This window comes from Humidesulfovibrio idahonensis (assembly GCF_054657715.1).
In genome coordinates this window covers 168,593-192,957 of record NZ_BAAHYE010000003.1, presented here as the reverse complement: position 1 = coordinate 192,957, position 24,365 = coordinate 168,593, and the positions used below count along the sequence as shown (strand labels likewise).

11 protein-coding genes are annotated in these 24,365 nt (G+C 68.4%); 7 read left to right on the top strand and 4 right to left on the bottom strand.

From position 1 onward, the window contains the following. The first annotated feature begins 16 nt into the window (after positions 1 to 16). From ACYQ4W_RS07565 to ACYQ4W_RS07555, 3 genes are read left to right on the top strand one after another with little or no spacing between them, the layout of a single operon-like run. Positions 17 to 1,672, top strand: coding sequence for a peptide-binding protein (locus ACYQ4W_RS07565; RefSeq protein WP_459858512.1), 1,656 nt, complete (start codon positions 17 to 19; stop codon positions 1,670 to 1,672). Beyond that, positions 1,672 to 3,843, top strand: coding sequence for a RelA/SpoT family protein (locus ACYQ4W_RS07560; RefSeq protein WP_459854823.1), 2,172 nt, complete (start codon positions 1,672 to 1,674; stop codon positions 3,841 to 3,843). The genes ACYQ4W_RS07565 and ACYQ4W_RS07560 overlap by 1 nt, the downstream gene beginning before the upstream one ends. Before the next feature lie 10 nt (positions 3,844 to 3,853). Continuing rightward, the gene (locus ACYQ4W_RS07555) at positions 3,854 to 4,192 is read left to right on the top strand and encodes a hypothetical protein (protein WP_459854821.1); all 339 of its coding nucleotides are present in this window, start codon (positions 3,854 to 3,856) and stop codon (positions 4,190 to 4,192) included. A gap of 13 nt (positions 4,193 to 4,205) precedes the next feature. Here the strand turns inward: ACYQ4W_RS07555 and ACYQ4W_RS07550 are convergent, their stop codons facing one another. The 3 genes from ACYQ4W_RS07550 to ACYQ4W_RS07540 are packed head-to-tail and all read right to left on the bottom strand — an operon-like array spanning position 4,206 to position 17,388. Next, a complete protein-coding gene (locus ACYQ4W_RS07550) occupies positions 4,206 to 12,854 on the bottom strand; it encodes a CHAT domain-containing protein (protein WP_459854819.1) in 8,649 nt (2,882 codons plus the stop codon). Beyond that, positions 12,851 to 13,435, bottom strand: coding sequence for a DUF1318 domain-containing protein (locus tag ACYQ4W_RS07545; RefSeq protein WP_459854817.1), 585 nt, complete (start codon positions 13,433 to 13,435; stop codon positions 12,851 to 12,853). The genes ACYQ4W_RS07550 and ACYQ4W_RS07545 overlap by 4 nt, the downstream gene beginning before the upstream one ends. Beyond that, positions 13,432 to 17,388 (bottom strand): hypothetical protein, encoded by a 3,957-nt coding sequence (locus ACYQ4W_RS07540; RefSeq protein WP_459854814.1) that lies wholly within the window; start codon positions 17,386 to 17,388, stop codon positions 13,432 to 13,434. Before ACYQ4W_RS07540 ends, ACYQ4W_RS07545 begins: the two co-directional genes overlap by 4 nt. Positions 17,389 to 17,897: 509 nt before the next feature. On the opposite strand from ACYQ4W_RS07540, the gene ACYQ4W_RS07535 reads away from it, so the two are divergent. After that, the gene (locus ACYQ4W_RS07535; RefSeq protein WP_459854811.1) at positions 17,898 to 19,337 is read left to right on the top strand and encodes a methyl-accepting chemotaxis protein; all 1,440 of its coding nucleotides are present in this window, start codon (positions 17,898 to 17,900) and stop codon (positions 19,335 to 19,337) included. Between the two features lie 276 nt (positions 19,338 to 19,613). On the opposite strand, the gene ACYQ4W_RS07530 is transcribed toward ACYQ4W_RS07535, so the two are convergent. Then, a complete protein-coding gene (locus ACYQ4W_RS07530) occupies positions 19,614 to 20,144 on the bottom strand; it encodes a superoxide dismutase family protein (RefSeq protein WP_459854808.1) in 531 nt (176 codons plus the stop codon). Positions 20,145 to 20,836: 692 nt separating this feature from the next. Between ACYQ4W_RS07530 and ACYQ4W_RS07525 the strand changes: the two genes are divergently transcribed. Genes ACYQ4W_RS07525 through ACYQ4W_RS07515 form a run of 3 tightly spaced genes read left to right on the top strand, consistent with a single transcriptional unit; the run spans position 20,837 to position 24,319 of the window. Beyond that, a complete protein-coding gene (locus tag ACYQ4W_RS07525; RefSeq protein ID WP_459854806.1) occupies positions 20,837 to 21,598 on the top strand; it encodes a 4Fe-4S dicluster domain-containing protein in 762 nt (253 codons plus the stop codon). 19 nt (positions 21,599 to 21,617) lie between these two features. Next, complete coding sequence (locus ACYQ4W_RS07520; RefSeq protein ID WP_459854804.1) at positions 21,618 to 23,735, top strand: aldehyde ferredoxin oxidoreductase; 2,118 nt, start codon at positions 21,618 to 21,620, stop codon at positions 23,733 to 23,735. Beyond that, positions 23,732 to 24,319, top strand: coding sequence for a hypothetical protein (locus tag ACYQ4W_RS07515; protein WP_459854801.1), 588 nt, complete (start codon positions 23,732 to 23,734; stop codon positions 24,317 to 24,319). The genes ACYQ4W_RS07520 and ACYQ4W_RS07515 overlap by 4 nt, the downstream gene beginning before the upstream one ends. Positions 24,320 to 24,365: the final 46 nt, after the last annotated feature.

The window sequence follows — 24,365 nt, the reverse complement described above, 5'->3', positions numbered from 1 at the left end:
GGCAAGAGGATTGATGATGCGGGCGACCCTGCGCATACTGTTGTGTGGAATGCTTCTCCTGGCCGCCTGCGGCCGGGCCGACTCCGAGCGCCCGGCGTCCTCCTCCTCTGCCTCGGTCGCCGCCGCGCCCGCCGTTCCGGCCACGCCGGAGCCGGGCGGCCGTTTTGTGCAGGCCACCATCGGCGAGCCCAGCAACCTGATCCCCCCGCTGTCCACGGACGCGTCGTCCCACGAAATAGCCGATCTGCTCTATGTTGCGCCACTGAAGTACGACAAGAACATCAATCTTGTACCGCAGGCCGCGGAGTCCTTTGAGATTCTTGAAGATGGCCGGCTTTTGCGCTTCCGCCTGCGGCGGGACATCCGCTGGACCGACGGCGTGCCCCTCACCGCGCGCGATGTGGAGTTCACCTACAAGCTCATGATCGATCCCAAAACCCCCACGGCCTACGCGGAAGACTTTCTGGCCGTGAAGTCCTTCAAGTTGACGGGCGAGTACTCCTTCGAGGTGCGCTACGACAAGCCTTTCGCGCGCGCTCTCGTCACCTGGGCCAGCGCCATTTTGCCCCGGCACCTGCTGGAAGGCCAAGACCTGCTGAAGACGCCGTTCTCGCGCCACCCCATCGGCGCGGGGCCGTATGTTTTGAAGGAATGGACGGCCAGCAACAGGCTGGTGCTGGTGGCCAACCCGGACTACTTCGAGGGCCGGCCGTACATCGACGAAGTGGTGGTGCGCATCATCCCCGACCAGTCCACGCAGTTCATGGAGCTTAAAAGCGGCAACCTGGACGAAATAGGCCTTTCGCCCCAGCAGTACCTGTACCAGACGGAAGACGGCTGGGCGAAAAACTACCGCAAGTTCCAGTATGTGTCCTCCAGCTACACCTTCATGGCCTTCAACCTGAAGAGCCGGCTCTTTTCGGATGTGCGCGTGCGCTGGGCCATCACCCACGCCATCGACAAGGACGAGATAGTGCGCGGCGTGCTGGCCGGGCTGGGCATAGCCACCGGCGTGCCCTACAAACCCGGCACCTGGGCCTACGACGACAAGATCCCGGCCAACGAGTACGATCCGGCCAAGGCGAAGAAGCTGCTGGCCGAGGCGGGCTGGACCAGGCGCACGCCGGACGGCCCCCTGGTGGACGCCAAGGGCGCGCCCTTCGCCTTCACCATCTTGACCAACCAGGGCAACAGCCAGCGCATCAAGGCGGCCATCATCATCCAAAGCCGCCTCAAGGACCTGGGCATCAAGGTGGAGATCCGCACCGTGGAGTGGGCCGCGTTCCTCAAGGAGTTCGTGGACAAGGGCCGCTTTGACGCGATCCTCCTGGGCTGGACCATCACCCAGGACCCGGACATCTACGACGTGTGGCATTCCTCGCGCGCGGTGCCCGGCGGGCTCAACTTCGTGGGCTACAAGAACCCGGAGTTGGACGCGCTTCTGGAGCGCGGCCGCCGCCTGCTTGACCAGAAACAGCGCAAGCCCATCTACGACCGCATTCAGGAGATCCTGCACCAGGATCAGCCGTATTGCTTCCTTTACGTGCCCATGGCCCTGCCCATGGTCCACGCCCGGGTGCAGGGCATCGAGCCCGCGCCCGCCGGCATCGACTATAATTTCATCCGCTGGTGGATACCCAAGGTGAGCCAGGGCCCGGAGCTGACACAATAATGATCCGCATCAACGAGATCACCGACAAGGTCGCGAGCTACATTGAAAAGCCCGACCTGGAGCTTATCCAGAAAGCGTACATCTTCGCGGCCGAGGCCCACGCCGGCCAGACGCGCCTTTCCGGCGAGCCGTATCTCTCACACCCCATGAGCGTGGCCAAGGTCCTGGCGGACATGACCCTGGACGAGGCCACGGTGGCCGCGGGCCTGCTGCACGACACGGTGGAGGACACCAAGGCCACCATCGACGAGATCGAGGAGCTCTTTGGCGAGGAAGTGGCCGACATCGTCGACGGCGTGACCAAGATCAGCAAGATGCAGTTCGAGTCCAAGGCCGTGGCCCAGGCGGAGAACATCCGCAAAATGATTCTGGCCATGGCCGAGGACATCCGCGTGCTCATGGTGAAGCTGGCCGACCGCCTGCACAACATGCGCACCCTGGACTTCCAGAACTCCGTCAAGCAGCGGCTCATCAGCCAGGAGACGCTGGAGATCTACGCCCCGCTGGCCAACCGCCTGGGCCTGCACCGCACCAAGGTGGAGCTTGAGGACTTGTGCCTCAAGTACCTCAAGCCCGACGTGTACGAACAGATCGACCAGGGCGTGGCCGCGCACCACACCTCGGACAACGGCTACATCGACAAGGTCATCGGGCTCATCAACCAGATGCTGGACGAAAACAGCATCAAGGCCCGCGTGGCCGGGCGCACCAAGCACCGCTACAGCATCTACGCCAAGATGCAGCAGCAGGAGCTGGGCCTCGACCAGATCTTCGACCTCATCGCCTTCCGCATCATCGTGCCCAGCCTGAAGGACTGCTACGCGGTGCTGGGGCTCATCCACTCCATTTGGAAGCCGGTGACCGGCCGCTTCAAGGATTACATCTCCATCCCCAAGGCGAACATGTACCAAAGCCTCCACACCACGGTCATCGGGCCGGACGGGGAGCGCATCGAGATACAGATCCGCACCGAGGAGATGAACCGCGTGGCCGAGTACGGCGTGGCCGCGCACTGGCAATACAAGGAGCGCGGCAAGAAGGGCAGCAACCGCGACGCGGAGCGCTTCACCTGGCTCAGGCAGATTCTGGACTGGCAGCGCGACCTCAAGGACCCGCGCGAGTTCATGGCGAGCCTGCGCTTCGACCTGTTCCAGGACGAGGTGTACGTGTTCACCCCGCGGGGCGACATCAAGGAGCTGCCCGAGGGCGCCACGCCCGTGGACTTCGCCTACGCCGTGCACTCCAAGGTGGGCGACCACTGCGCCGGGGCCAAGGTCAACGGCCGGCTCGTCACCCTGGACACGCCGCTGAAGAACGGCGACCGCATCGAGATCATCAGCGACGCGCACCGCAACCCCAGCCGAGACTGGCTCAAGTTCGTCAAGACCGCGCGCGCCAGAACGCGCATCAAGCAGTACATCCGCACCGAGGAGCGCGCCCGCAGCATCAGCCTGGCCAAGGAGATGCTGGAGAAGGAAGGCCGCAAGCTGGGCATCAACGTGGCCAAGGCCGTCAAGGAAGGGCACATCCTGAAATTGGCGGAGGACCTGGGCTTTCCCAGCGTGGACGAGCTGCTTTCGCAGGTGGGCTATGCGCGCCTGACGCCGCGCAAGGTGCTGCAAAAGCTGTACGGCATGCTCCATGTGGGTGAAAAGCCCCTGGAGGACCCGCAGCAGCAGCGCAACAAGCAGGAGCCCGCGCCGACCCCGGCCGAGGCCGCCAAGCCGAAAAAGGGCGAGGGCATCAAGATCAGCGGCGTGGACGATGTTTTGGTGCGCTTCGCCAGCTGCTGCAACCCCCTGCCGGGCGAGCCCATCGTGGGCTACATCTCGCGCGGGCGCGGGGTCACCATCCACGCGGCGGACTGCGTGAACCTGAAGGACCTGGAGACCGAGCGGCTGGTCTCCGTCGCCTGGGACGGCGTTGAGGACAAGCCGTATCCGGCCAAGATCCGCATCGTGTGCCGCAACTTCAAGGGCGCGCTTTCACAGGTCACGGCGCTTTTGACCAGCGACGACGTGAACATCGACGCGGGCACCTTCCAGTCCAACGTGGACGGCAACGCGGTGATGGAGTTCACCGTGGAGGTGACCAACCTGACGCAGCTTTACGGCGTGCTGGACAAGATCCGCCACGTGGAGTCCGTCACCGAGGCCGTGCGCGTTTCCTAAGGAGTTTGCCATGAAGAGAATCGCACTCTGCGCGGCGCTGCTGCTCTGCGCGGCCCCGGCCCCTGCCCAGCAGCGCTACGAGGACCTGCCCACAAGCGCGGGCGTGGGCAAGTGGCAGCCCGCGCACAAGGCCCAGTCCTACAAGATCACCGTGGACGGGCAGGACATCTTCGTCAACGGCGTGCTCCAGAAGGCCCGCTTCGACCCGGACCAGGACATCGCCATCCGAAACGGCGAGGCCGTGCTGGTGCCGCGCGGCCAGGGCCTGACCCTCAAGGCCAGGACCGTCGAGGCCGGGCCTCTTGATCCCAGGCCTCTTGATCCAGGGCCCATGACGCCCAAGCCCTAGCGCTCCCCCCTTCCTACTTGTAGTCGCCCGTGAGGTTGAACGCGCCCCAGTAGCCGGGATGCGGGAAGCGCGTCTTCACGTGCAGCATGGCCCGGCGCAGGCTCTCGGCCTTGGGCCGGGTCTGGTACTCACGGTAGAACTGCTTCATGAGCATGGCCGTGGAGATGTCGCTGACGCGCCACAGGCTGGAGACGAGCGCGTGGGTGCCGGCATAGAGGAAGGCCTGATTCATGCCCTGCACCTCGTCGCCGCTGGTCACCTTGCCCAGGCCCGTTTGGCAGGCCGAAAGCACGATCAGGTCCGCCGTGATCGTGAGGTCGAAGATCTCCGCGGCCTCCAGGTCGCCGTCGGCGTTCTTCTTTGTGCCCGCCAGCTTGAGGGCCGAGAACAGCGGGTTCACCGGGTCGAACTCGCCGTGGGTGGCCAGGTGGATGATGCCGAACTCGGCTATGTGCCGGGAGATCCAGTCCTTGGTGGCCTTCTCGCGGGTCAGCGCGGTCATGTTGGGATAGTTCCAGGCCAGGGAGCCCACCTCGCGTTCGGCAAAGGGCAGCTCCAGGGACTGGTCCTTCAGGTCCGGGTTGCCCACGGCCAGCACCTTGGTGTTGCGCTCCGTCTTGCGGCGCTCCACAGTGAAGCGGTACACGCTGGCGCTCGGCAGTTCAAAGAGCGGGTAGCGGTCCACCAGATAGTTCTCGCCGTCGAAGAGCGTGGCGAAGGCCAGGGTGTGCAGGCTGTCGTGCGGGATGACGCCAAGGGTCGTGACGCCCTTGAGCTTGGGCAGCGTGGGCGCGATGAGCAGGGAATACAGCTCCTGGCCGTGCGTTTCCGCCGGCTCCAGGTTTTGGAGCATGCGCCGGTAGGTCAGCACCATCTTGCCCAGGCTCTCGCGTCCCAGGCGGGTGCGCGTCAGATCCACCTGCCCGGCCGTGACGGCCCAGCAGAGCACCTCGTCCTTGGTGACATAGTAAGTGAGCAGCCCCACGCCGGGCTCGAGCAGCTTCTGCACCTCGGCCAGGGTCAGCGGGTTCACGGAGACGAGGTTCGCGATGTCCGGGCGGTTGGCCTGCAGCTCCAGCAGCACGTCGCGGTATTCGTCCTGCATGCGCTTGACCCCGCGGCCGTAGACCTCGCGCTCGCCCGGGTTCTGGGCGTGGGCCAGCAGGGCCTCCTGCTCGCCAAGCTGCGTGCGCAGGGCGCTGATGCGCTCGTAAAGGGCCTTGTCCTCCTTGCGTTGGGGCGCGCGGCGCTTGTTGCCCAAGAGGTCGATCAGGTTGCGGGCGCGGGAGCGCTCGGCCGTGCGGAAGCTTTCGGCCGTTTCGCCCATGTCGGCCAGAAGCGTCACCAGATCCTCATACACCACGGCCTTGTCGGCGATGAAGCCGTCCTTCAGCTGATCCACCTTGAGTTCGGCGCGCATGCCCTCGATGACGCCCACGGCCTGCTCAAGCTTGGCGCGGGCTTCGCGCTGGCGCTTGGCGTTGATGTCCAGTCGGGCCAGCCCGTGCAGGGCGCGCCACTGGCTGTCGCGCAGGCCCATGGAGCGGGAGAGCTCGTCTGCCTGGGTGAAGGCGGCCTTGGCCTTTTCCGCGTTGCCGAGGGACAGCTCGGCCTCGCCCTGGGCCAGCAGTATCTTGGTCTGGTTGATGCGGTTGCCGGTTGCGGCCACGATGGAAAGGGCCTCGTCCAGCAGAGGCAGGGCCTTCTTGGCGTCGCCCATGCGGATGCGCGTCTGGGCGATGTTGCGCAGATCATAGGCGATGGCCCAGCGCGAGCGTATCTCGCGGTCGATGGCCAGGGCCTCGTTCAGGGTCCCCAGGGCCTTTTCCGGCTTGCCCATGTCGCGCTCCACCAGCCCCCGGTTGTTCAGGGTGGTGGCGACTTCGTCCTTGCGGATGCGCAGGCTTTGGGCCAGGGGCAGGGCGGCGTCGAGCTCGCGCACGGCGCGCTCGTGGTCGCCCAGGCTCCACCATAAGAGCCCGGCGGTGTTGTGGGCGATGACCTGCTCCAGCACCCAGCCGTTCAGCTCGGCGCTCTTGAGCACCTGCCGCTGCAAGTCGAAGGCCTGCTGGAAGCGCGCCTGGTACCAGGCGTTGCCCGCCTGCTCGATGACGATGCGGTCGCGCAGGCGTTCCTGCTCCTTGCCCGGCCCGGCGAGCTTGAGGGCCTCCTCGTACTTGGCCTCGGCTCCGGGGAAGTTGCCCAGGAGGCGTTCGCAGCGGCCCAGGTCGAGCAGGGCCTGGGCCATGTCGGCCTTGCGGCCGAGGGCCGTGTAGATGCGCAGCCCCTCGCCGTAGGCGGCCTTGGCCTGGGCGTATTGCGAAAGGCGCATGTCGTGGATGCGCCCGATGCTCATGTACTGCTTGGCCACCAGCTCCTGCGGGCCGGCCTTCTTCGAAAGCTTGGCCGCGCCCTCGAAGCGCGTCAGGGCGCGGTCGTACTGGATGGCGTTCTCCAGCACGGCGCCCAGGCTGGAAAGGGCCTCGATCTCCTTGGGCGCGAGCTCCAGGTTGGCCAGCATCTCCGTGGCCTGCTCCAGCGTGGGGACGGCCTGGGCGTACTGCTCCAGGCGCGCCTGCACCAGGCCAAGACGCAGCAGCGCCTCGGCATGGGCCGGGGTGTCCGGCTGGGCCTTGGCCACCAGGGCCACCAGCTCCTTGGCGAAGGCCAGGGACTTCTCATACTGCTCGGCCCCGTAGGCGCTCTCGCGTCCGTAGGAAAGCAGGTCCAGCAGATGCTTCCTGAACTGATCGGACGCCCGCGCCACGCGCAGAGCATTTTCAAATTGAGACAGGGCCTGGGCGTTCTTGCCCGCCTTGAAGGCGTCCATGCCGGTGCGCACGTAGCGGGCGAACTGTCCGGCGGCGAAGACTCCGGCTTCCTGGGCGTTCAGACCGGGATCGCCGAACAGCAGCCAGGGCGGGGCGTTCTCGCCTTGGGCGGCAGCCTGGGCCGTGGCCGTGGCGCTGGAGGCCGAGGCCTCGGCGTAGGCGCCGAGGAAGGGCTCGACAAAGCTTTTCGGCGCGGTGGGGCTTGCGCCCGCAGCCGTGACGGTGGGTTCGGCCAGCACCGAGGGCACGCCATAGAGCGCGAGCAATTGCGCCGTCAGGGCCAAATCCTGGGGCGCGGCCTGCGTCAGCACAGCCAGTGAGGCGTCCTGCAGGCGCGCGGCCATGTCGGCCAGGGCGCGGGGCTCGCTCTTGTCCGGCGTCAGTGCCAGGAAGCGCACCGGCAGCTCGTCCTGCCTGCTCGGCGCGGTCTGCGCGGCGCGCACGGGCGTGTTCGCCACCAGGGTGTGCGCCCCGGCCGCGGCCTCGGGCAGATCCGCGCGGGCCGGGTCAAGGCTGGCGGCCTGGAAGGCCTGCGGCGCGGCAAAGGCGGCTGGCGTGCCGGACACGAACACGAGATTGCGGCGGAAGGGCTTGCGCGCGGCCAGGCTGCGCCGCATGTGCGTGCCGGAAAGCCCCAGGGCCAGGGCGCTTTGCGCATCCCGCGGGGCCAGGATGGCCGGCTCGTCGATGAGCAGCAGGCGCTTTTCGTTCACGGCCAGGGGCGGCAGGGCCGGAGCCGCGCCATTGCCCAGGCTCACCGCGCGGATGGTGTCGGCGTCGATGCGGAAGCCTGTCCATGCATTGCCCGGCAGCAGGACCACGCGCAGGGCGCTGGTTCCCTTGGGCAGCGCCTCCATGAGGTCCATGGCCTCGCTGGGCGCGGCCAGCACAAGGCCCAGGGCTCCCGGGGCGTCCTGTCGGCCCAGGGTCTTTGCGGCCTCGGCCTTGAGGGCGGCCAAACGCGCGGCGAGGTCCGCGTGGCGGCGGCGCAGGGCGGTTCCCGCGGGGCTGTCTCCGGCGGCGATGGTCGTGTCCGCCGTGGCGGAAAGCTCGGCCGAAAGGCCGAAGAGAATGGTCAGCCAGTCCTGTTCGGCCGGGCTTGCGCCCAGGCGCGCCACACCGGGCAGGAACTCGCGCTCCGCGCCCAGGTCGCGCTTCAGAATCTCCTCTTCCTGGTCCACGCGGCGCGAGAGGTCCAAACGCTCCTGCCCGGCCGTGGCGGCCACGCGGGCCTTGAGGTCGCGCAGGGCCAGCAGGCGCGCCCCGCTGCGGCGCAGCAGGCCAAGCTCCGTGGCGCTGGGGCTGGGCACGCCCAGGCGTCCCATGCGGCCCACGCGCTCCAGCTCGGTCAGGCGCTCCTGCAGATTATAGGCGTCCTCGGTTTTGCCCGCGCTCAATTGCGCGGCCACCAGCGGCGCAAAGACGCGGGAGATCTCGCTCGGTCCGCAGGCCAGCTCGTCCACCGGCAGGGTCTCGACCACGCCAAGGGCCTCCTGCAACTGTCCAAGCCCGGCCAGTGCGCGCCAGCGCAAACCGGGCAGCAGGCCTCGGTCCGCCAGGACCAGGGCGCTTTGCAAACTCAAGGCGCGCTGCTTGTCCTCGCCCAGGCGCAGGGCCAAATCGGCCTGGTTGAGGCGCAGGGCGGCGTTGAGGGCGAAGCCCTGGCGCGTGGCGGGCGGGTTGGCGGCGAACCAGGCCAGACCGTCGGCCAGGCGCTGGCCCGCGCGGGAAAGGGAGTCCATGCGCAGGGCGGCGTTCGTGACGGCGTCCGCGCCAGTGGCCGGATTGGCGCTCAAATTGGCGCCCAGGCGGTCGGCCAGGGCCATGTCGTGGGCGGCCATGACGTTGTGGAAGGCTGCGGCGGCGAGGCTGTCCGCGCCGAGGGAGCTTTGGCGCAGGGCCTGGGCGGTCTGTTCCTCCAGGCGGCGCAGCTCGGCCAGACGCGCGGCGAAAGCGCCGGAGCCGGGCGCTTGCCCGGCGGGCATGGACATGAGCGCAGCGGCCATGTCGGCCACATTGAGGGACGCGCTGACCGGGTTCTTCATCTCCAGCGCCAGCTCGGCCGAGCGGCGGAAGCGCTCGTAAGCCTGGGCCTCGCGTCCGAGGGAGGTCTCCAGCAGACCGGCCCGGTGCAGCAACAGCGACGCGCCGAAGGCGTCCTGCTGGGCCACCGCGCCTTTTTCGAACTTTTCGGACTGGCGCTCCACAAGGCCGAGGGCCTCGCGCGGGCGGCCGCGCTCCGTGGCGATGCGCGAGAGGAAGGTCTCGGCCAGGCGCAGCTCCTGCGCGGCGCTGAAGCCATAGGTGGCCTGGGAGGCCGCGCCCTTGTCCAGCGCCACCTCGAACTCCAGGTTGATGAGCCCGCCCTTGCGGCCGCCGCCCCGCTTGTCCGCCACGCCGTATTTGCCCACCAGCTCCGGGATGCGGCGGAAGCCGTCCTCGGCCTGGGCGAGGAGCCTGTCGCGGTCCTGGCCGGTGCTGAGCCCGGCCTCCATGAAGGCGTTGTACGAAACGGAGCGTTGGTTGGCCGTCAGGTTCTGGTTCAAGCCCAGGGCCGTGTTCATGGCCAGGGCCTTTTCAAAGCACTCGCGCGCCTCTCGCCAGCGGCCGGTTTCCTGATAGGCCAGGCCCAGGCGGTCGTTCAGCTCCGCCCGCAGCTGGACGAAGCGCGGCGGAAAGCCCAGGGCCTCGCGCACCTTTCCGGCCATGACGGCGAGGGTCTGCATGTTCGCATCCGTGTTCTCGCGCATGAGCGGCGGCAGCTCGCGGATGATGCGCTCCTGCTCGGCCAGCAGGGACGTGACCGCGGCGACGTAGGTCTTCCAGGCCGGGTCCGGCGGCGGGCCGGCGGGCTTGATGCTGGCCTCGAAGAGCTGGTTGTTCAGCTCGCTTTGGCGCGTGGCCAGGGCCTTGGCCTTTTCGGCAACCTCCGCGTGCCCCAGGGCCGGGGTGAGCACGCGGTCGAACACGAACTTGTTGATGCGTCCGAAGACCTCTGACGCGTACTTGGGCTGGATGCGCTTCTCCACCAGCTCCAGGGACTTGGCGTAGGCCTGGATGGGCTTTTGCGGCTCCCGTGCCTGGAAGGCCGAGGCCCCGAAACGCTGGTAGAACAGGATCTCGGTCTCTTCATTGTCAAAGGGCACCTTGGAATCGAAGCGCTTGCCGTAGGACTCGAAGGCGCTGGCGTACTGGCCCAGCAAAAAGTGCACGTTGCCGATGTTCAGGTCGAGGTTGGCGGCGTTCTCCGGGTTCTGCTCGGCCGCGTTCAAAAAGCGCGCGCGCTGGTACGACTCGAGGGCGCCTTCCAACCTGCCGTTTTCATGGTGCACGGTCTCCAGCACCTCGTCGATGTAGCCCAGGGTCTGGTGGAAGTACTCCATCTGCCCGTTCTTCAAGATGGCCTGGCTGACGAGCCTGCGCGCATCGAGCAGGGCGGCCTTGCCGTCCAGATAGGTCATGGTCAGGCCCGTGGCGTAGAGCAGGGTGGCGTTGCCGGGCTTTGCCGCAAGTTTGGCGCGGTAGTCCGCCAAGGTGGCGGGGATGGTCCCCAGCGCCGCGCTGGCGCGGATGAGCCCCCGGTGCGCGGGCACGAAGTCCGGGTCGTCGCGCAGCAGGCCGCCGAAGATGGCGCGGGCCGAGGGCACCTCGCCGATGCGCAGCAGGTAGTCGCCCGCGGCCACGGATTTGCGCAGATGCGCGGCCTTGGCCAGGCGGTACAGGCGGTCCTCATAGGGGCGCGCGGCCATTTCGGTTTCGTAGAGGTCCAGGGCCTGGTGGAAGCGTTCCTCGCGGTACAGGATCTCGGCCAGGGCCAAACGCGCCGCTGCAAGCTGGGTGGCCACCTGCGGCGTCTCCCGCGCGGTGCTGATGGACTGCCGGTAGGCGTCCTTGGCCTTGGCCCATTCGTCGGCGGCGTAATACACGTCGCCCAGGCGGTTTTGCGCGCCCAGGGCCAGCTTGGGCAGGTCCTTGCGGTATTGCTCGGACAACAGCGCCAGGGCCTGGGCGCGGTCCTCGTACTTTTCGCCCGCGCTGGCCACTGTCTGGTCCACCACGCGCGACACGGCCTGATCGGCCCAGGGGCCGTCCTCCGGGTATTGGCGGATGACCTGGGCATAGAGCGGCAGCACGGACTGGATCTGCCCGATGCGGCCGAAGGTTTCGGCCTTGAGGTAGAGCGCCTCGGCGGACTGCTCCTTGTCGTGGCCCGTGGCCGCAAGCTGGCCGTCGAGGATGCGTATGGCCTCCATGAGGGTCTTGCTGTCCGCGCCATGCTGCATGAGCAGGCGCGCGCGCTCGATGTCCGCCTGGGCGGCGACGCGCGGGTCCGCGGACCGCAGGGCGGCGAGGGCGGATTGGGCGGCGGCGCCTGCCTGCGCGCGACCCTTGTCGTTCACAGCCTGGCGGCGTTCTGCGGCGGCGCTCAACAGTATGGCGCGGATGCGCGCATACCCGGACTGCGGCGCAACATCCAGGGCTGCGGCGGCGCGGTGCGCGGCCAGTGCTTCGGTTCCGAGGCCGAGGGATTCGTACTGGCGGCCCTGGGCATACAGCGCCTGGGCGGCCACGGGTCCTGTTCCGCCTGCGGCCTCGGCCGCGCGGCCATAGGCCAGAACGGTCAGGTTGCGGTCCACGGGAAGCTGCGCGGCCAGCGTGTCGCCCAGGGCGAGAAGCTCCGGGGCCGGGCGCGCGGGAATCTCGCCCTCCATGGGCAGGGACCAGAGATTTGCCGGGCCGTTTTTGGCGGTGAGGAAATAGAGCTTGTTGCCCGCGATGACGGGCTGGCTGTCCGCGTTTTGCGCCGAGGTCAGGAACAGGGGCGCGCCGCCGGGCTTGACGGCGTCCGCGCTGGCGATGACCGGCTTGAGCCCTGCTGGCGTGGCGGTTGCGGGCGCGTTGACGAAGTACACCTTGGTTCCGCCCGGGCTGAAGCGCGGCATGGACTCGTCGCCGCCGCCGCTTGTGAGGCGCGTGGCCGAAGCCGCCGGACCGGCGGGCAAGTCTTGCAGATAGACGCTGCGGCGGCCCTGGCGCGTGGAGACGAAGGCCAGCCTGCGGCCGTCCGGCGAAATGGCCGGTTCCGAGGCGTCGCCGCCTGTTGCGATGACCTTGGGCTCCGCCGTGGGCGTGGCCTGCGTGGTCAGGGCCTGTGCGCCCAGATCAACGGAAACGATGCGCCGGGCGCTCTCGCCGGGCAGGCGCTGGTGGAAGTACAGGGTGCGGCCGTCGGGCGAGAACACGGGCGCGCCGTCCTCGGTGTCGCGGCCGGTGAGCTTGACCGGCGCGGCCTCTGGACTGGTCAGGTCGAGCAGGTAGATGTCGCCCTTGACGTCGTCCTCCATGCCCACAAAGGCCAGACGCTTGCCATCGGCCGAAAGCGCGGGCGAGAGCCTGTCGGCCAGGGCCGGGGCCACCCGGCGCGGCAGCACGCTCACGGCGGGATCAAGGGTGCGCAGCCACAGCTCCGCATACCCGCCGGAAAGCCGGGACACGGCCAGCCACTTGCCGTCCGGGGTCACGTCCGCCTGCTGCACCGCGCCGGTTTCGAAGCTCACCTGCGTGGGCAGATTGACGTCCAGTTTGCGCGGGGCGATGCGTTGGGCCATGGGCCGCAGGGCGTCGTCCACCAAGGCCTTGACCGAGGCGGCCGGGTCGGGCGCGGGCGCGGCTTGCTTGGCCTGGGGCTTGGACTTGGCGCTTTTGCCGGTTGTGGCCGGGGGCTTGTCCATAGGCGCGGCTAAAAGCTGGTCGGGCCAGATGGTGCCGGGCAGCAGGCTCAAGGTGAGCGCCGTGCCTGCCAGGATGTCTCGCAGGGTGCGCGTGTTCATTTCTTCACCGTCCATGCGCCGTCGGCAAGCTGGAGCTTGTCGCCGGGCTTGGCCGTGTCCGCCGCGAGCTTGGCGAACACCGCGCGCACCTTGGGCATGTCGGCCGGGGTGAGGGCCGCGTTGGTCTCCACGGCGCGGCGCATGATGGCCTCGCGCGCGGCGTTGACCTCGGCCAGGACGCTGTTGAATTCCTTTTGCCCGTAGCGCGCGGCGAAGTCCTTCAGGTCGTCCGGGGCCTTGTCGCGCGCCATGCCCTGCGGCTTCAGGAGGCCCTGGTTGTCCTCGCCCACCCAGCCCAGGCGTTTGAAGGCGTCTACATCGTCGGCGTGGAACGAGAGCACCTGCATGGCCGTCACGGCGTCCTGCTGCTCCTGGCTCTTTTTCGCCGGGGTCTGGATGCGGCCCAGGGGATCGACCCCGCGCACGGAGGCCACGAGCAGGGTCTCCTCGGACAGGGAATTGTACGAGCCGAGGATCTGGTTCTCCAGCGAGGTGCGCTCGCTGGCCACGTTGACCTTCACCTGGGCCAGGGTGCAGCCGGAAAGGGCCACGGTCATGACGGCGGCGAGAAGGCGTTTCATCGTGTTGCTCCTTGCGTTGCGGCGGGTTGAACGATGCGCAGCGCGCCCTTGGCGTCGGCCGGATTGCGGCAGATGCGCGACCCGGACGCGGCGTCCAGGGCCTTGATGAGCGCGGGCACTGCGGCCAGCGGCTTGGTCAGTTGCTTGCGGATGGGCAGATTGGCGATGGCGAGGCGGTCCACCTGCGGCAGGTCGAGCTGGAAGCCCTTCACCTCCACCGCGCCGGAAACGCTGAGGTTGCCGTAGGCCGCGGCCACGCGCAGGTAGCGCGGGTAGCCGATGCCCATGAGGCGGCGCTGCTGCACGATGGTCTCGTTCTGCTCCTCCGGATCCAGGGCGTAAAGCATGCGCTCCAGCGTGCGCGGACCGATCCTGGTGATGTCCGCCTGGAGGCTGAGCCGTTGGAGCAGGGCTTCCGGGTCCGGGGTGAGCGGCACCTCAAGGCGCACGCGGCCGGAGGTCTCGGCCTGGGCCGCCGTGTCCTTGGGCCCCTTGGCCGGGAACAACCTGCCGGGGTCGATGCCGGTGAAGGCCAGGTCGGCGTTCAGGCTGTAACGCCCGGCGCTCTTGCGGATTTGCGCGCTGCCCAGCACGTTGCCGCCCAGCAGACCGGCGCGGAAGGAGCGCAGGCCGGGCACTGGGCCGCTGTCGTCCAGGCGCAGCTCCACGTCGCGGATGTCCAGGGGCAGGCCGCCGGACTTGAGCTTGAGGCGCGACAGGCCGAGGGACCCGCCGCTTGCGCCGGGCGTTGCGCCGCGCAGCAGCTGGCCCAGGGCCTCGCCCGCAGTTGGGGCGCTGGGCGTGGCGGGAAAGAGATCGAACACCTGCTCGGAAAGCGGCGTCAATTCCGCCTCGGCATCGCCGGGGCAGCGCAGGCCGGGGGCCAGGCTGTAACGCCGGGCGAAGCGCACGTTGCTCGTCAGGCCGCTGATGGCCATGTCCGGCCCAAGGTTCAGGTCCAGCCCCGGGCTCAGCAGCCGCACGGCCAGGGCCAGGCTTCTGCCGCCGGAGAGCTTCGCCTCGGCCCCGGCCTCCAGCCTGCCCTTGCCGGCGAGTTTCTTGTCCTTGGCCGCTGCCGTGGGCAGGGCCGTGGCCACGTTGTCGGCGGTGAGGCTGAAGGATATCTGCGCGTCCATCAGCTCCAGCGCGGCGGCCAGGCGGTCTGCGTCGCGGTCGAGCACCTTGTCCAGTTTGTCCGCCGTCAGCGAGAGGTTCTGGTCCAGGGCGTAGCCGTCCAGGTGCAGGACCTCGGAGAGCTGCACGGAGCGCGCGTCCTGCTGGGCCGCGTTGATGGTCAGCAGCCCGCGCAGGGGCTTGGAAAGCTTGCCCGCGCCCGGCAGGGACTCCATGGGGCCGAAGGCCAGGGAGCCCGCCAGGGTCGTCTCCCGCGCGCCGTCCCTGGTGCTCAAACGCAGGGGGCGCGGCGTGGAAAGCCCTCGCAGACGCAGCACCTCCGCGGGCTCGCCGGGCTTGGCCGCCAGGGGCCAGTCGAGGTTCAGCCCGGCAGGACTCTTGCCGCCGGAGGTCTGCTCGCCCAGACGCAGCACGGCCTCGGCCTGGGAGACGAAGCGCAGCTCCCGCACCAGCTGTGAAAGCTGCTTGGCCGCCGGAGCGCCTTGCGCGCCCGCCTTGGCCTGCTGCTCCGGCAGCGCCGCCGCGAGCTTCCAGTCCACGGAAAGCCCGCCCGAGGCCTTGGCCTGACCGGGCGCAAAGGGCGCGGCCAGGGCGAGGAGCTTGCCCGCGTCCAGGGTCATGCGGCCGTCGGTGCGCAGGTCGCGTCCTGCCGCGCCGGTGAGGCTGGCCTGAGCCGCCAGCCGCAGGGCAGCGCCCAGGTCCAGGTCCAGGTGCAGGGCCTGGACGGCCGGGACCATGGCGCCGGACGCCCCAGCGGAAAGCCGGATGTCCGGCGCGGCCGCATGCAAGGTCAGCGGGGCCTCCACCGGCTTTTTGCCGGGCATAAGCACGCGCACCACTGGCGCGGCGAGGTCGAGGGCTTCAAGGTTCAACGCGGCGGACTTCATGGCGGACGGTGCGGCGGCCTGTGCGGCGGCTTGTGCGGCGGGAAGGTCCGCGCGCAGGCGCAAGGCGGCGGAAAGCGCCGGAATCTGCGCCTTGCCTTGGACTTCAATGTCTTTGGCCTGGGCCTCCAGCGCAACCTGCGCCTTGCCCAGCACGCCGAAAAGCGCGGCAGCGGACTGGCTGAAGCCGTCCACGCGCACATTCAGGCGCGGCAGGTTGCATTCGCGCACGGTCACGGCCATTGCACCCGTGTTCCCGGCGTTCTTTCCGGCGCGGACCTGCGCCACCGGCTGCGGCGTGTCCGTTGTTTTATCCGTTGTTTTGCCCGTGCGCAGCGCCTTGCCTTGCGCGGCTCCGTTGGCGGATACGTTGGTAAATCCGTTGGCAAATCCATTGGCGGGCCCGGCGGATTGGCGCAGATCGCTGACGCGCAGGGAGAGATTGGCCTCGACCGTGCCGGGCTGGCCGGCTGCTTCCTCGCCGGGTTCGGCCTCCGGCCGCGAGCCGGGCAGGCTCACGCTGGCCGAGTCCACGCGCAGCCCCAGCCCGCCGATGCTGAGGGAGCCCTTGGCGTCGCGCCGGGCGATGCCGCTTGCGTCGAGAGCAAGGCCGCTCACGCGCGCCTCGATTTTGGGAAAGAGTCTGGGCGCGGGGATGTTCGCCGTGGCGTCGATGGACGCGGCGTCGAGGGTGGCCGAGCCGATGTTGACGCCCGGAGGCAAAAAGCCGCGCACGGCCGGAAGCTGTTCGCCCAGGGCCAGGTGCAGGGGCTTGATGGACAAGACGACGCGGGGCTTGCCCTCGGCTATGCCGGTGAGCTCCGCCAGCCAGTGCGCCTGGCTCGTGGGCTTGAGCTCCAGGCTGCCGGGCAGGCGCATGGTCTGCGCGGCGAGATCAAGCTCAGCCTCCTGTCGCAGGCTGAGGGAAAGCGGCCCGGCCGATTTGCCCTGCGCGCCGATGCCGCTTGCGCGCAGCGCGTCGGCGGAGATGAGCACGCTGGCGTTCAGTTTGTCCGCGGCGGGTTGGAAGAGGGAGAGACCGAGGGCCAGTTCGCCGCTTGCGCCGGGCAGGGGCGAGGGCGAAAAGGCCCGCGCCGCGTCCAGGGCCTTGTCCAGCTTGATGCGCAGATCGGCCTTGAGGGTCTTGGCCACGCTGCCGCTGGCGGAAAAATCAACGCCCGGCGCCTGGCCCTTGGCCGTGAGCACGGCCTGGGCCAAAGCGGCCTGGCCCGTCGCAGTCAGCAGCCCGGCTATGCTGGCCTCGAAGCGCACCGGGGCCGCGAGGCGCTGGTCCGCGTACACGTCGAGGCTTGCAGCCAGGGTCAGGGGGGCGCTGCGCAGGCCCGGCGCGTCGATGTTCACGCGCACGTTGCGCAGTTCCAGAGCCTTGCCGCCGGGCTTGGGCTCCAGGAACACGGTCATGTCCGAGAGGTCCACCTTCACGTGGGCGTCCAGCTTCACCTGCGTGGGGCTGAGTCCGGCGCGCAGCAGGGCGAAGACGTTTTGCAGAATCTCGGCCAGGGGCTTTTGCGGCGGCTCCGGCTTGGCGGGCACGCGGGCGCGCAGGCCCTTGAGTTCCAACAGAAGACGCGCATCGCCGCGCAGGGCGGCCAGGATGCCGACCTCGGCGTGCAGGCTTTCGAGGCTGACGAGGAATTCCGGGTCGGCTATTTCGCCGCTGCCGATGGCAAGGCCCTGCACGCGCAGGCCGTCGGACCAGCCGAGGGACAGGGCGTCGAGCCGGGCGGGCTTGCCCGTGGCCTTGGCCAGCTCGGCTACGAGGCGGGCGCGCACGAAGTCGGACGAGACAAGAGAGGGCAGCGCAAGCACAAGGGCCGCGCACAAAACCAGCAGCGCCGCCACACCCAGCAGCAGCCGGTACAAGACTTTGCGGGCGCGTTTGCGCAATCGCTTTGTGGACTTCTCGTCAGACATCCCCACTCCGATGCGTCGCTGTGGAATTGGCGGAATAACCCGAAGCGTATTTTGGGCTTACTGCGGAATTTTGCAAGAATCAGGCTCGGGTTGCAATGCTTTTTGTACAGCTTCAGCAGATGACGGCTGGCCGGGTTCTTGCTCCATGCGCGGGACTGGCAGCTTTTCATCAAGGAGTTCGGAACATCATGGATTCACGGCAGCACACGTTGAACATCTTGTTATCTTTGGTTGTTGCAGCTTTATCTCTGGGGGTTGTCCTCGCCTTTCCGGGTGCGGAGGCCTTGCCGTCCGCTTCTGATAAATTGACAAGTCTGCAAAGTATCGCGTTGGACTATGGCGGTATTGCCGCAAGCCTGCTTTTTCTTTTGAATGTGGGTATTTTGGTACGTATGTATCTAACAACACGGAATTATTTACAGTGCAAGCGCAATGGGCTGGCAAAAGCAAAGACTCCCGGTGGTTTGGCCGCACATTCCGGCGCCTCGGGCGAGCAGGACAATTTTGTCATGCTCGGCAATGAGATCGACAATATCGTCACCGAATATCAGCGTCTTGCACGGCGCGAGGCCGAACTGCTGGCCCAGGTGGACGAGGCGGCCCGGGCCGTGAGCAACGCCTGCGATGAAACGGTGACCGCGCGCGAAAACGCCGAGACCTCGCGGCGCGAGGGGCTCTTGTCCGCTTCGCGCACTCTGGGCGTGGCCATCCGCAGCATCCATTCCTCCTGCGAGGAGCTGCGTGGCCTGTCCGAGTCCGGCGGGGCCGGCGCGCAAAAGCAGCAGCAGCTCATGCGCGAGGCCGGCGGCGTCATGGATCGCCTGGACGAGGCCGTTGGGCAGATGGTGGCGCGGTCCACCAGCGCCGTGGACCAGGCCCAAACCGCGCAGGATAAGGCGCGCAGCGGGTCCGAGGCCGTGGAGGAAACCGTGGTCGCCATCCGCTCCGTGGAGCAGAAGGCCCAGGATCTGGCCTCCGTGGTGCGCGAGCTGGGCAGCCAGGCCCTGGCCGTGGAAAAGATCATGGACGTCATCACCGACATCGCCGACCAGACGAACCTGCTGGCGCTCAACGCGGCCATCGAGGCCGCGCGCGCCGGTGACGCAGGGCGCGGCTTCGCCGTTGTGGCCGACGAAGTGCGCAAGCTGGCGGAAAAGACCATGAGCGCCACCAAGGAAGTGGCGCAGCGCACCCTGGGCATTCAGCAGGGCGTGGAGCGCACCGAGCGCGACATGGAGGAGACGGCGGCCCGCGTGAACCGCGCCGTGGACCTGGCGCAGGGCTCCGGCGTCTCCTTGCGCGAAATCGTGGAGCTTGCGGGCGACACGGCCCGGCACATCCGCGACTTTGCCGAGGCCGCGGGCGAGCAGGCCGACACCAGCGGCCGCATCACCGACATTGTGCGCCAGGTGCGCGGCATCAGCGAGCAGAGCTTCGCCGGGGCCGAGGGCTCCATGACCGCCGTGGCCGGGCTGCTTGCACGCGTGGTGGAGCTGGAGAGCATGAACGCCGTGTTCCAGCTCATCGGCAGCGGCAGCGTGCAGACCATCGTCGAGGGGCTCGCGGCGGACAGCCGCATCCGCTCCCTGCGCCGTCAGGACCAGGAGTCGGCCATGCGCCAGGCCCTGAACCAGCAGCCGTCGCTGGAGCTTGTGTATCTTACCGACGCCAAGGGGCGGCAGACGGTGTCGAACATCGGGCGCGGCGCGGCCGGGCTGGTGGAAGATCCCACGACCGTGGGCCGCGACTGGTCCACGCGCCCCTGGTTCACCCAGCCGGCGCAGACGCGCAGCATGGCCGTGTCCGAGGTCTATGTCTCCAGCGCCACCAAGGAGAACTGCATCACGGTTTCCGCGCCCATCGTCTCGCCGGAGGGCGTGCTGCTTGGCGTGCTGGGCGTGGACGTGAACCTGGGCCGGGCCACGGCTGGCGGCGCCTCCGCCCGCTAGCTGCGAGGTCTGGGAGGCTGTTCATCCGGCCAGAATCGGTCCTGCCAGGGTTTGCGAGAACGCAACTGCCGACGGAGGACCGAGTGAACATCCATGCCAAAGCCGCGCTGACAGTCGCTCGTCGGGACGTGCCGGCGCGGCGGGTTGCGGCCGGGGAGCCCCTGTGATCCGGGCCTTCTCTGTTTGCCGCGCGGGCGGCAGGTGCGGCAGAAGCTCTTCGAATCTCGCTGCGCCTTGAGCCGTATGGACCTGCTGCGGTCGCCGGACCTTAAAGGTTTACTTGGGCCGGATCACGCCGCAGGCCGCTGCCGGGCCGGAGTTGCCGGCGGGCTGCGTGGTGCCGTCGTCCGGCCGGGCGGTGATGACGACGGTGCGGCCCAGGATGCCCGTGGGCGAGTCCTCCAGGCGCAGACCGGGCATGCGGGCCTGGAAGCGCGCCGTGCCGTCCTCTCCGGCCGTGAGCATGGGCAGATCGCCCAGGTGGTGCGAGGGACTGGCCGGATTGCCGTGGCGCGCGCCCGTGGGATTGAAGTGCCCGCCAGCATTGCGCGCGGCCGCGCCGCCGCAGTCGCCGCCCTCGTGGATGTGCAGCCCGTGCGCGCCGGGAGTGAGCCCGCTGAACGTGCCCTGGAGCAGCAGTTCCGCGCCCTGGACGCGCATGGTCATGAGCCCGCTGGCCGTATTGCCGCGCGTGGGGGAGAGGTGCGCCTCGGCGCTGTTTGGCGCAAAGGGGTGCCACTTGGCGCAGCCTCCAAGGGCGATGAGGACCGTCAGGGCCATGGGGGCGAGGGCGGAGCGCTTGCGCATTGGGGGATCTCCCGGCTTGAGTGTGGCGCGGCGCGCAGGGGTGCGCAACGCGGAAACGCAAGGAACACGGCGGCGGCAGGGGAACGGGCGAAGCGGCTCTGCCGCTGGATGCAACCGCCTGAATGGGGGGCTGCGGGCGGCTTGAGCGCCCGGCCTTCGGCGCCGCAGACCGGCTCGTTCCTTTCGGGCCTGCATGCTTCGCTGAAGCAGCGATGCCAGCCGCCCAACTGTCCGGCTTCGGTCTGTCGCCCAGGGCAACGGGCGTCTCCACTTCCGACGTCTCCATCTACTTCGCCGCGGGTGGGGCGTCAATGTGCCCCCGGCGCGCCGGTTCTTCCGCTGCCGGATTGCGCTTATTGCGGCCGTGGGGCCGGACAAGCCGCCTCGGTTCCTTCAGGCATCGTCAAGAAGACAGACCGCGCATGCAGCGCTCAACGCTCCCGTGCTGTCCACGGGAGAGGGGGGTGGCGCCCAAGGGGCCATCACCGGAGTGCTGTCGTCCGGCTGGCCTGCCGATGACGGGCCGACGACGGGCCGACGACGGGCTGGAGGCGGACCGACGGCCGATCGGAGGCCGATCGGAGGCCAAGCGGAGGCCAATCGGATTGACGCGCAAGGGACCACCGCGTATTTCACTCGCATATTCTCAGAGCAAGATTGGCCCCGCAGACATTCCCCTGCCAGGAGGACTCATGCAGCGCGAGACACATCCGGAATGGATCAACCTGGCGGCCGATGCCGCGGGAATGAAGGCCAGCCTTTCGCGGCGGGGCTTCCTCATGCTTTCGGCCTGCGCCGCATCGAGCCTGACGGCCCTTGGCCTGTGCGAGGCCCTTGGCGCCGCAGGCGCCCCGCTGGTGATCCTGGACAACGCCAAGGGCTTGATCCTGGCCGATCCTTCACGGTGCGTGGGCTGCCAGCGTTGCGAACTGGCCTGCACGGAGTTCAACGACGGCCGCGCCCAGCCCTCCCTGTCCCGCATCAAGATCGGCCGGACCCTGAACTTCGGGCCCGAGGGCCCCACCGGCGGGTCAGCAATGCAGGGAATCTGGGGCAATGGGCTGGTGGTTCAAAACGTGTGCCGCCAGTGCCCGCACCCCGTGCCCTGCGCCACGGCCTGTCCGGAGGACGCCATACAGGCCGATCCCAAGACCGGGGCGCGCGTGGTCAACGCCAAGCGCTGCGTGGGCTGCAGGCTGTGCCAGCGGGCCTGCCCCTGGGACATGATTTCTTTTGACGAGGAGCGCCAGAAGGCCTCCAAGTGCTTTTTGTGCAACGGCAAGCCCAAATGCGTGGAGGCCTGTCCGTCCGGCGCCCTGCGCTACGTGCCCTGGCGCGACATCACCCGCGAGGGCCGCCCGGGCGCGGCGACGCTGACGGCGCTTTCCGCCGCCAAGGCCAAGGCCTGCGTCGAGTGCCACGTGCCGTCCGGCAGAAAATCAACCCGCCGCTGAGCCCATTGAGGAGCGCAACATGACCATCACCGCTGGAGGCTTTGCCGGAAAGGTGCTGCGGGTGGACCTCTCCACCGGGAAGATCAGCACCCAGGACACCAGGGAAAAGTACGGGGCCATGCTGGGCGGCACAGGGCTCGGCTACCAGGTGCTGTGGGAGGAGGTGCCCGCGGGCACCGGCCCCTTCGACGTCGCCAACAAGCTTGTCTTCGCCACCGGCGCGCTGGCCGGCACCAGCGTGCCATGCAGCGGCCGCACTGCCATCACCACCATCTTTCCCTCCTGCTGGCCCAAGGCCCTGGTGGGCTCTGGCCACATGGGCGGCCAGTTCGCGGCCAAGCTCAAATATGCGGGGTACGACGCCATCATTGTGGAGGGCAAAGCCGAGAGGCCGGTGTGGCTGTTCATCCGCGACGGCCGCGTGGAGCTGCGCGACGCCGCGTTCCTGTGGGGCAGCGGCATCCACCGCACCACCCTTGAGATCAGCCAGGAGATGGGCGCGGACTGTGCGGTGGCGGCCATCGGCCAAGCGGGAGAAAAGCTCGCGCCGCTGGCAACCGTGGTCAACTCCCTGTCCCACTCCGCCGGCGGGGTGGGCGGCGTCTTGGGGTCCAAGAATCTCAAGGCCATAGGCGTGCAGGGCAGCGGCGGGCTGCGCATTGCGGGAGACAAGGAGCAGTGGGAGCGGCTCGTCAAGTTCCACCTTTCCATTCTGGGGGCCAACAACCAGCATGTGGTGCCAAGCTTCCCCAGCCCGGAGTCCGAGTACTACAACCCCGGCTCGCGCTGGGTGGGCGAACCCGGCAAGCGCTGGGGCGCGGCCAGCCCCCCCGTGGAGATCACCGGCAGCATCCGCGACATGAGCCGCATTTCTTACCGCACCAACAGCGCGGCCTTCTTCCTGGGCGAGCAGGCCTGGAAGCACACCGTGCGCGGCAACGGCTGCACCTCCTGTCCCATCCGCTGCCACACCACCCTCAAGGTTCCGGCCATGGCCACCAAATACGGCCTGAACGAGGTGGCCCAGGGCACCTGCATCGCCCTCAACTTCGGCCGGTTCTTCTTCCCGACCCTGCCCGGCGGCCCCAAGGGCGAGGCCGCGCTGGAAGCCTGCATGATCGGCATGAACATGGCCGACGACATGGGCATATGGAGCAACTACGGCCAGCTCCAGCGCGATTTCATCAAGCTCTCGCACGACGGCGTGTTCCAGGCCAAGCTCGGCTCGGCCGAGTACGCCGCCATTCCCTGGGACAAATGGCGCGCGGGCGACCCCGCGTTCCTGCTGGACATCATTCCGCGCATCGGCGAGCGGCGGGGCGAGCTGGGTCTGGTGCTCAGCGAGGGCTCCGGCGGCCCCTTCGACCACTGGGGCATCTCCGAGGAGTCCTGGGGCGCGGACCACGCCACCACCTACTGGAAGATGGGCCACCCCAAGCACCACGCCAACGAGGACGACGGCCAGTGCGGGGTCATCATCAACACCCAGTACAACCGCGACGCCCAATGCCACTCCCACACCAACTTCGTGCGCAACGGCTTGCCCGTGCACGAGCAGAAGCGCCTGGCCGGGGAGCTGTGGGGCTCGCCGGACTCCGTGGACGCCCCGGGCCACTACACGCGCATGAACAAGTACAAGGCCCAGCGCGCAAAGTGGGCGCTGATCCGCAAGGAGCTGCACGACTGCCTGGGGCTCTGCAACTGGATGGGGCCGTGGGTGGCTTCGCCCATCAAGGAGCGCGGCTACCGCGGCGACAACAGCCTGGAGTCCCGCTTTTTCAGCCTGGCCACGGGCCTGAGCCTCGACCGCGAGGAGCTGGACGCGGCCGGAGAACGCGTGTTCACCCTGCACCGCGCCCTGACCATCCGCGACATGGCCACCGCCGACATGCGCGCCGCCCATGACCACGTGCCCCGCTGGGTCTACGAGGACCCGAAGGGCGCGCAGCCCTTCACCCCGGGCACCATCCGCATGGACCGGGACGACATGGGCGTGGCCATGGACATGTTCTACGAGGTCATGGGCTGGGACAAGGCCACTGGCGCGCCCACCCGGGAAGCATACGCGCGGCTGGGGCTGGCGGACGTGGGCACGGCCCTGCACGCCAAAAATCTCGTGCCGGGGGACAAGTCATGACGTCCGAGGCCACGGCCGACTTCACCGGGGCTGCGGTGGAAGCCGTGCGCGAGGCCAGCCTCCATGGCCGCCTGGCGACCCGGGAAGACGTGCTTGCGGCCATGGAGGCCGACGGTTTTTTCCTCTCGCCCGTGGGGCTGGAAGCTGAAGCCCAGGCGCCACCGCCCGAAGACCGGGACGCACTGCTGGCTTCAGCCCTCGCCACGGCTCCGGGCATCATCGCCTTCCAGGGCCTCTCCGGCCAGACGTTCTACCACGCGCCGGACCTGCTCAGCCGGACCTTTGCGGGCATTCTGGACCGCAAGGGCTCCCCGCTTCTGCTCATGGCCGAGGAGATCCGCGCCAACTCCCGCGACTATCCCCGTCCCGTGCCGGTGGAGCTCTTCGAGGCGCCCCCCTTCGACCTGACTCCGGAGGAGATCGAAAGCGTCCTGAAGGGCATGGCGGCAAGTCCCGACTATCAGGACATCGCCTCCACCACGGCGCACACCGGGGCCGTCTATCTCTTCTCCACCCGCCACCTGGAGCAAAGCTATGCGGCGTTCCTTGCCCAGCGGGAAGAATCACTCGTCATGAACCCATAGCCGCAGTCGTCGGCGTCTTTGTTGCAGACCAGGATGAGGGAGCGTT

What these genes read in the sequence shown, in the direction of transcription:
- ACYQ4W_RS07565 (WP_459858512.1), top strand. Translation starts at nt 17, where the DNA reads ATGCGGGCGACCCTGCGCATACTGTTGTGTGGAATGCTTCTCCTGGCC.
- ACYQ4W_RS07560 (WP_459854823.1), top strand. Translation starts at nt 1,672, where the DNA reads ATGATCCGCATCAACGAGATCACCGACAAGGTCGCGAGCTACATTGAA.
- ACYQ4W_RS07555 (WP_459854821.1), top strand. Translation starts at nt 3,854, where the DNA reads ATGAAGAGAATCGCACTCTGCGCGGCGCTGCTGCTCTGCGCGGCCCCG.
- ACYQ4W_RS07550 (WP_459854819.1), bottom strand. Translation starts at nt 12,854, where the DNA reads ATGAACACGCGCACCCTGCGAGACATCCTGGCAGGCACGGCGCTCACC.
- ACYQ4W_RS07545 (WP_459854817.1), bottom strand. Translation starts at nt 13,435, where the DNA reads ATGAAACGCCTTCTCGCCGCCGTCATGACCGTGGCCCTTTCCGGCTGC.
- ACYQ4W_RS07540 (WP_459854814.1), bottom strand. Translation starts at nt 17,388, where the DNA reads ATGTCTGACGAGAAGTCCACAAAGCGATTGCGCAAACGCGCCCGCAAA.
- ACYQ4W_RS07535 (WP_459854811.1), top strand. Translation starts at nt 17,898, where the DNA reads ATGCTCGGCAATGAGATCGACAATATCGTCACCGAATATCAGCGTCTT.
- ACYQ4W_RS07530 (WP_459854808.1), bottom strand. Translation starts at nt 20,144, where the DNA reads ATGCGCAAGCGCTCCGCCCTCGCCCCCATGGCCCTGACGGTCCTCATC.
- ACYQ4W_RS07525 (WP_459854806.1), top strand. Translation starts at nt 20,837, where the DNA reads ATGCAGCGCGAGACACATCCGGAATGGATCAACCTGGCGGCCGATGCC.
- ACYQ4W_RS07520 (WP_459854804.1), top strand. Translation starts at nt 21,618, where the DNA reads ATGACCATCACCGCTGGAGGCTTTGCCGGAAAGGTGCTGCGGGTGGAC.
- ACYQ4W_RS07515 (WP_459854801.1), top strand. Translation starts at nt 23,732, where the DNA reads ATGACGTCCGAGGCCACGGCCGACTTCACCGGGGCTGCGGTGGAAGCC.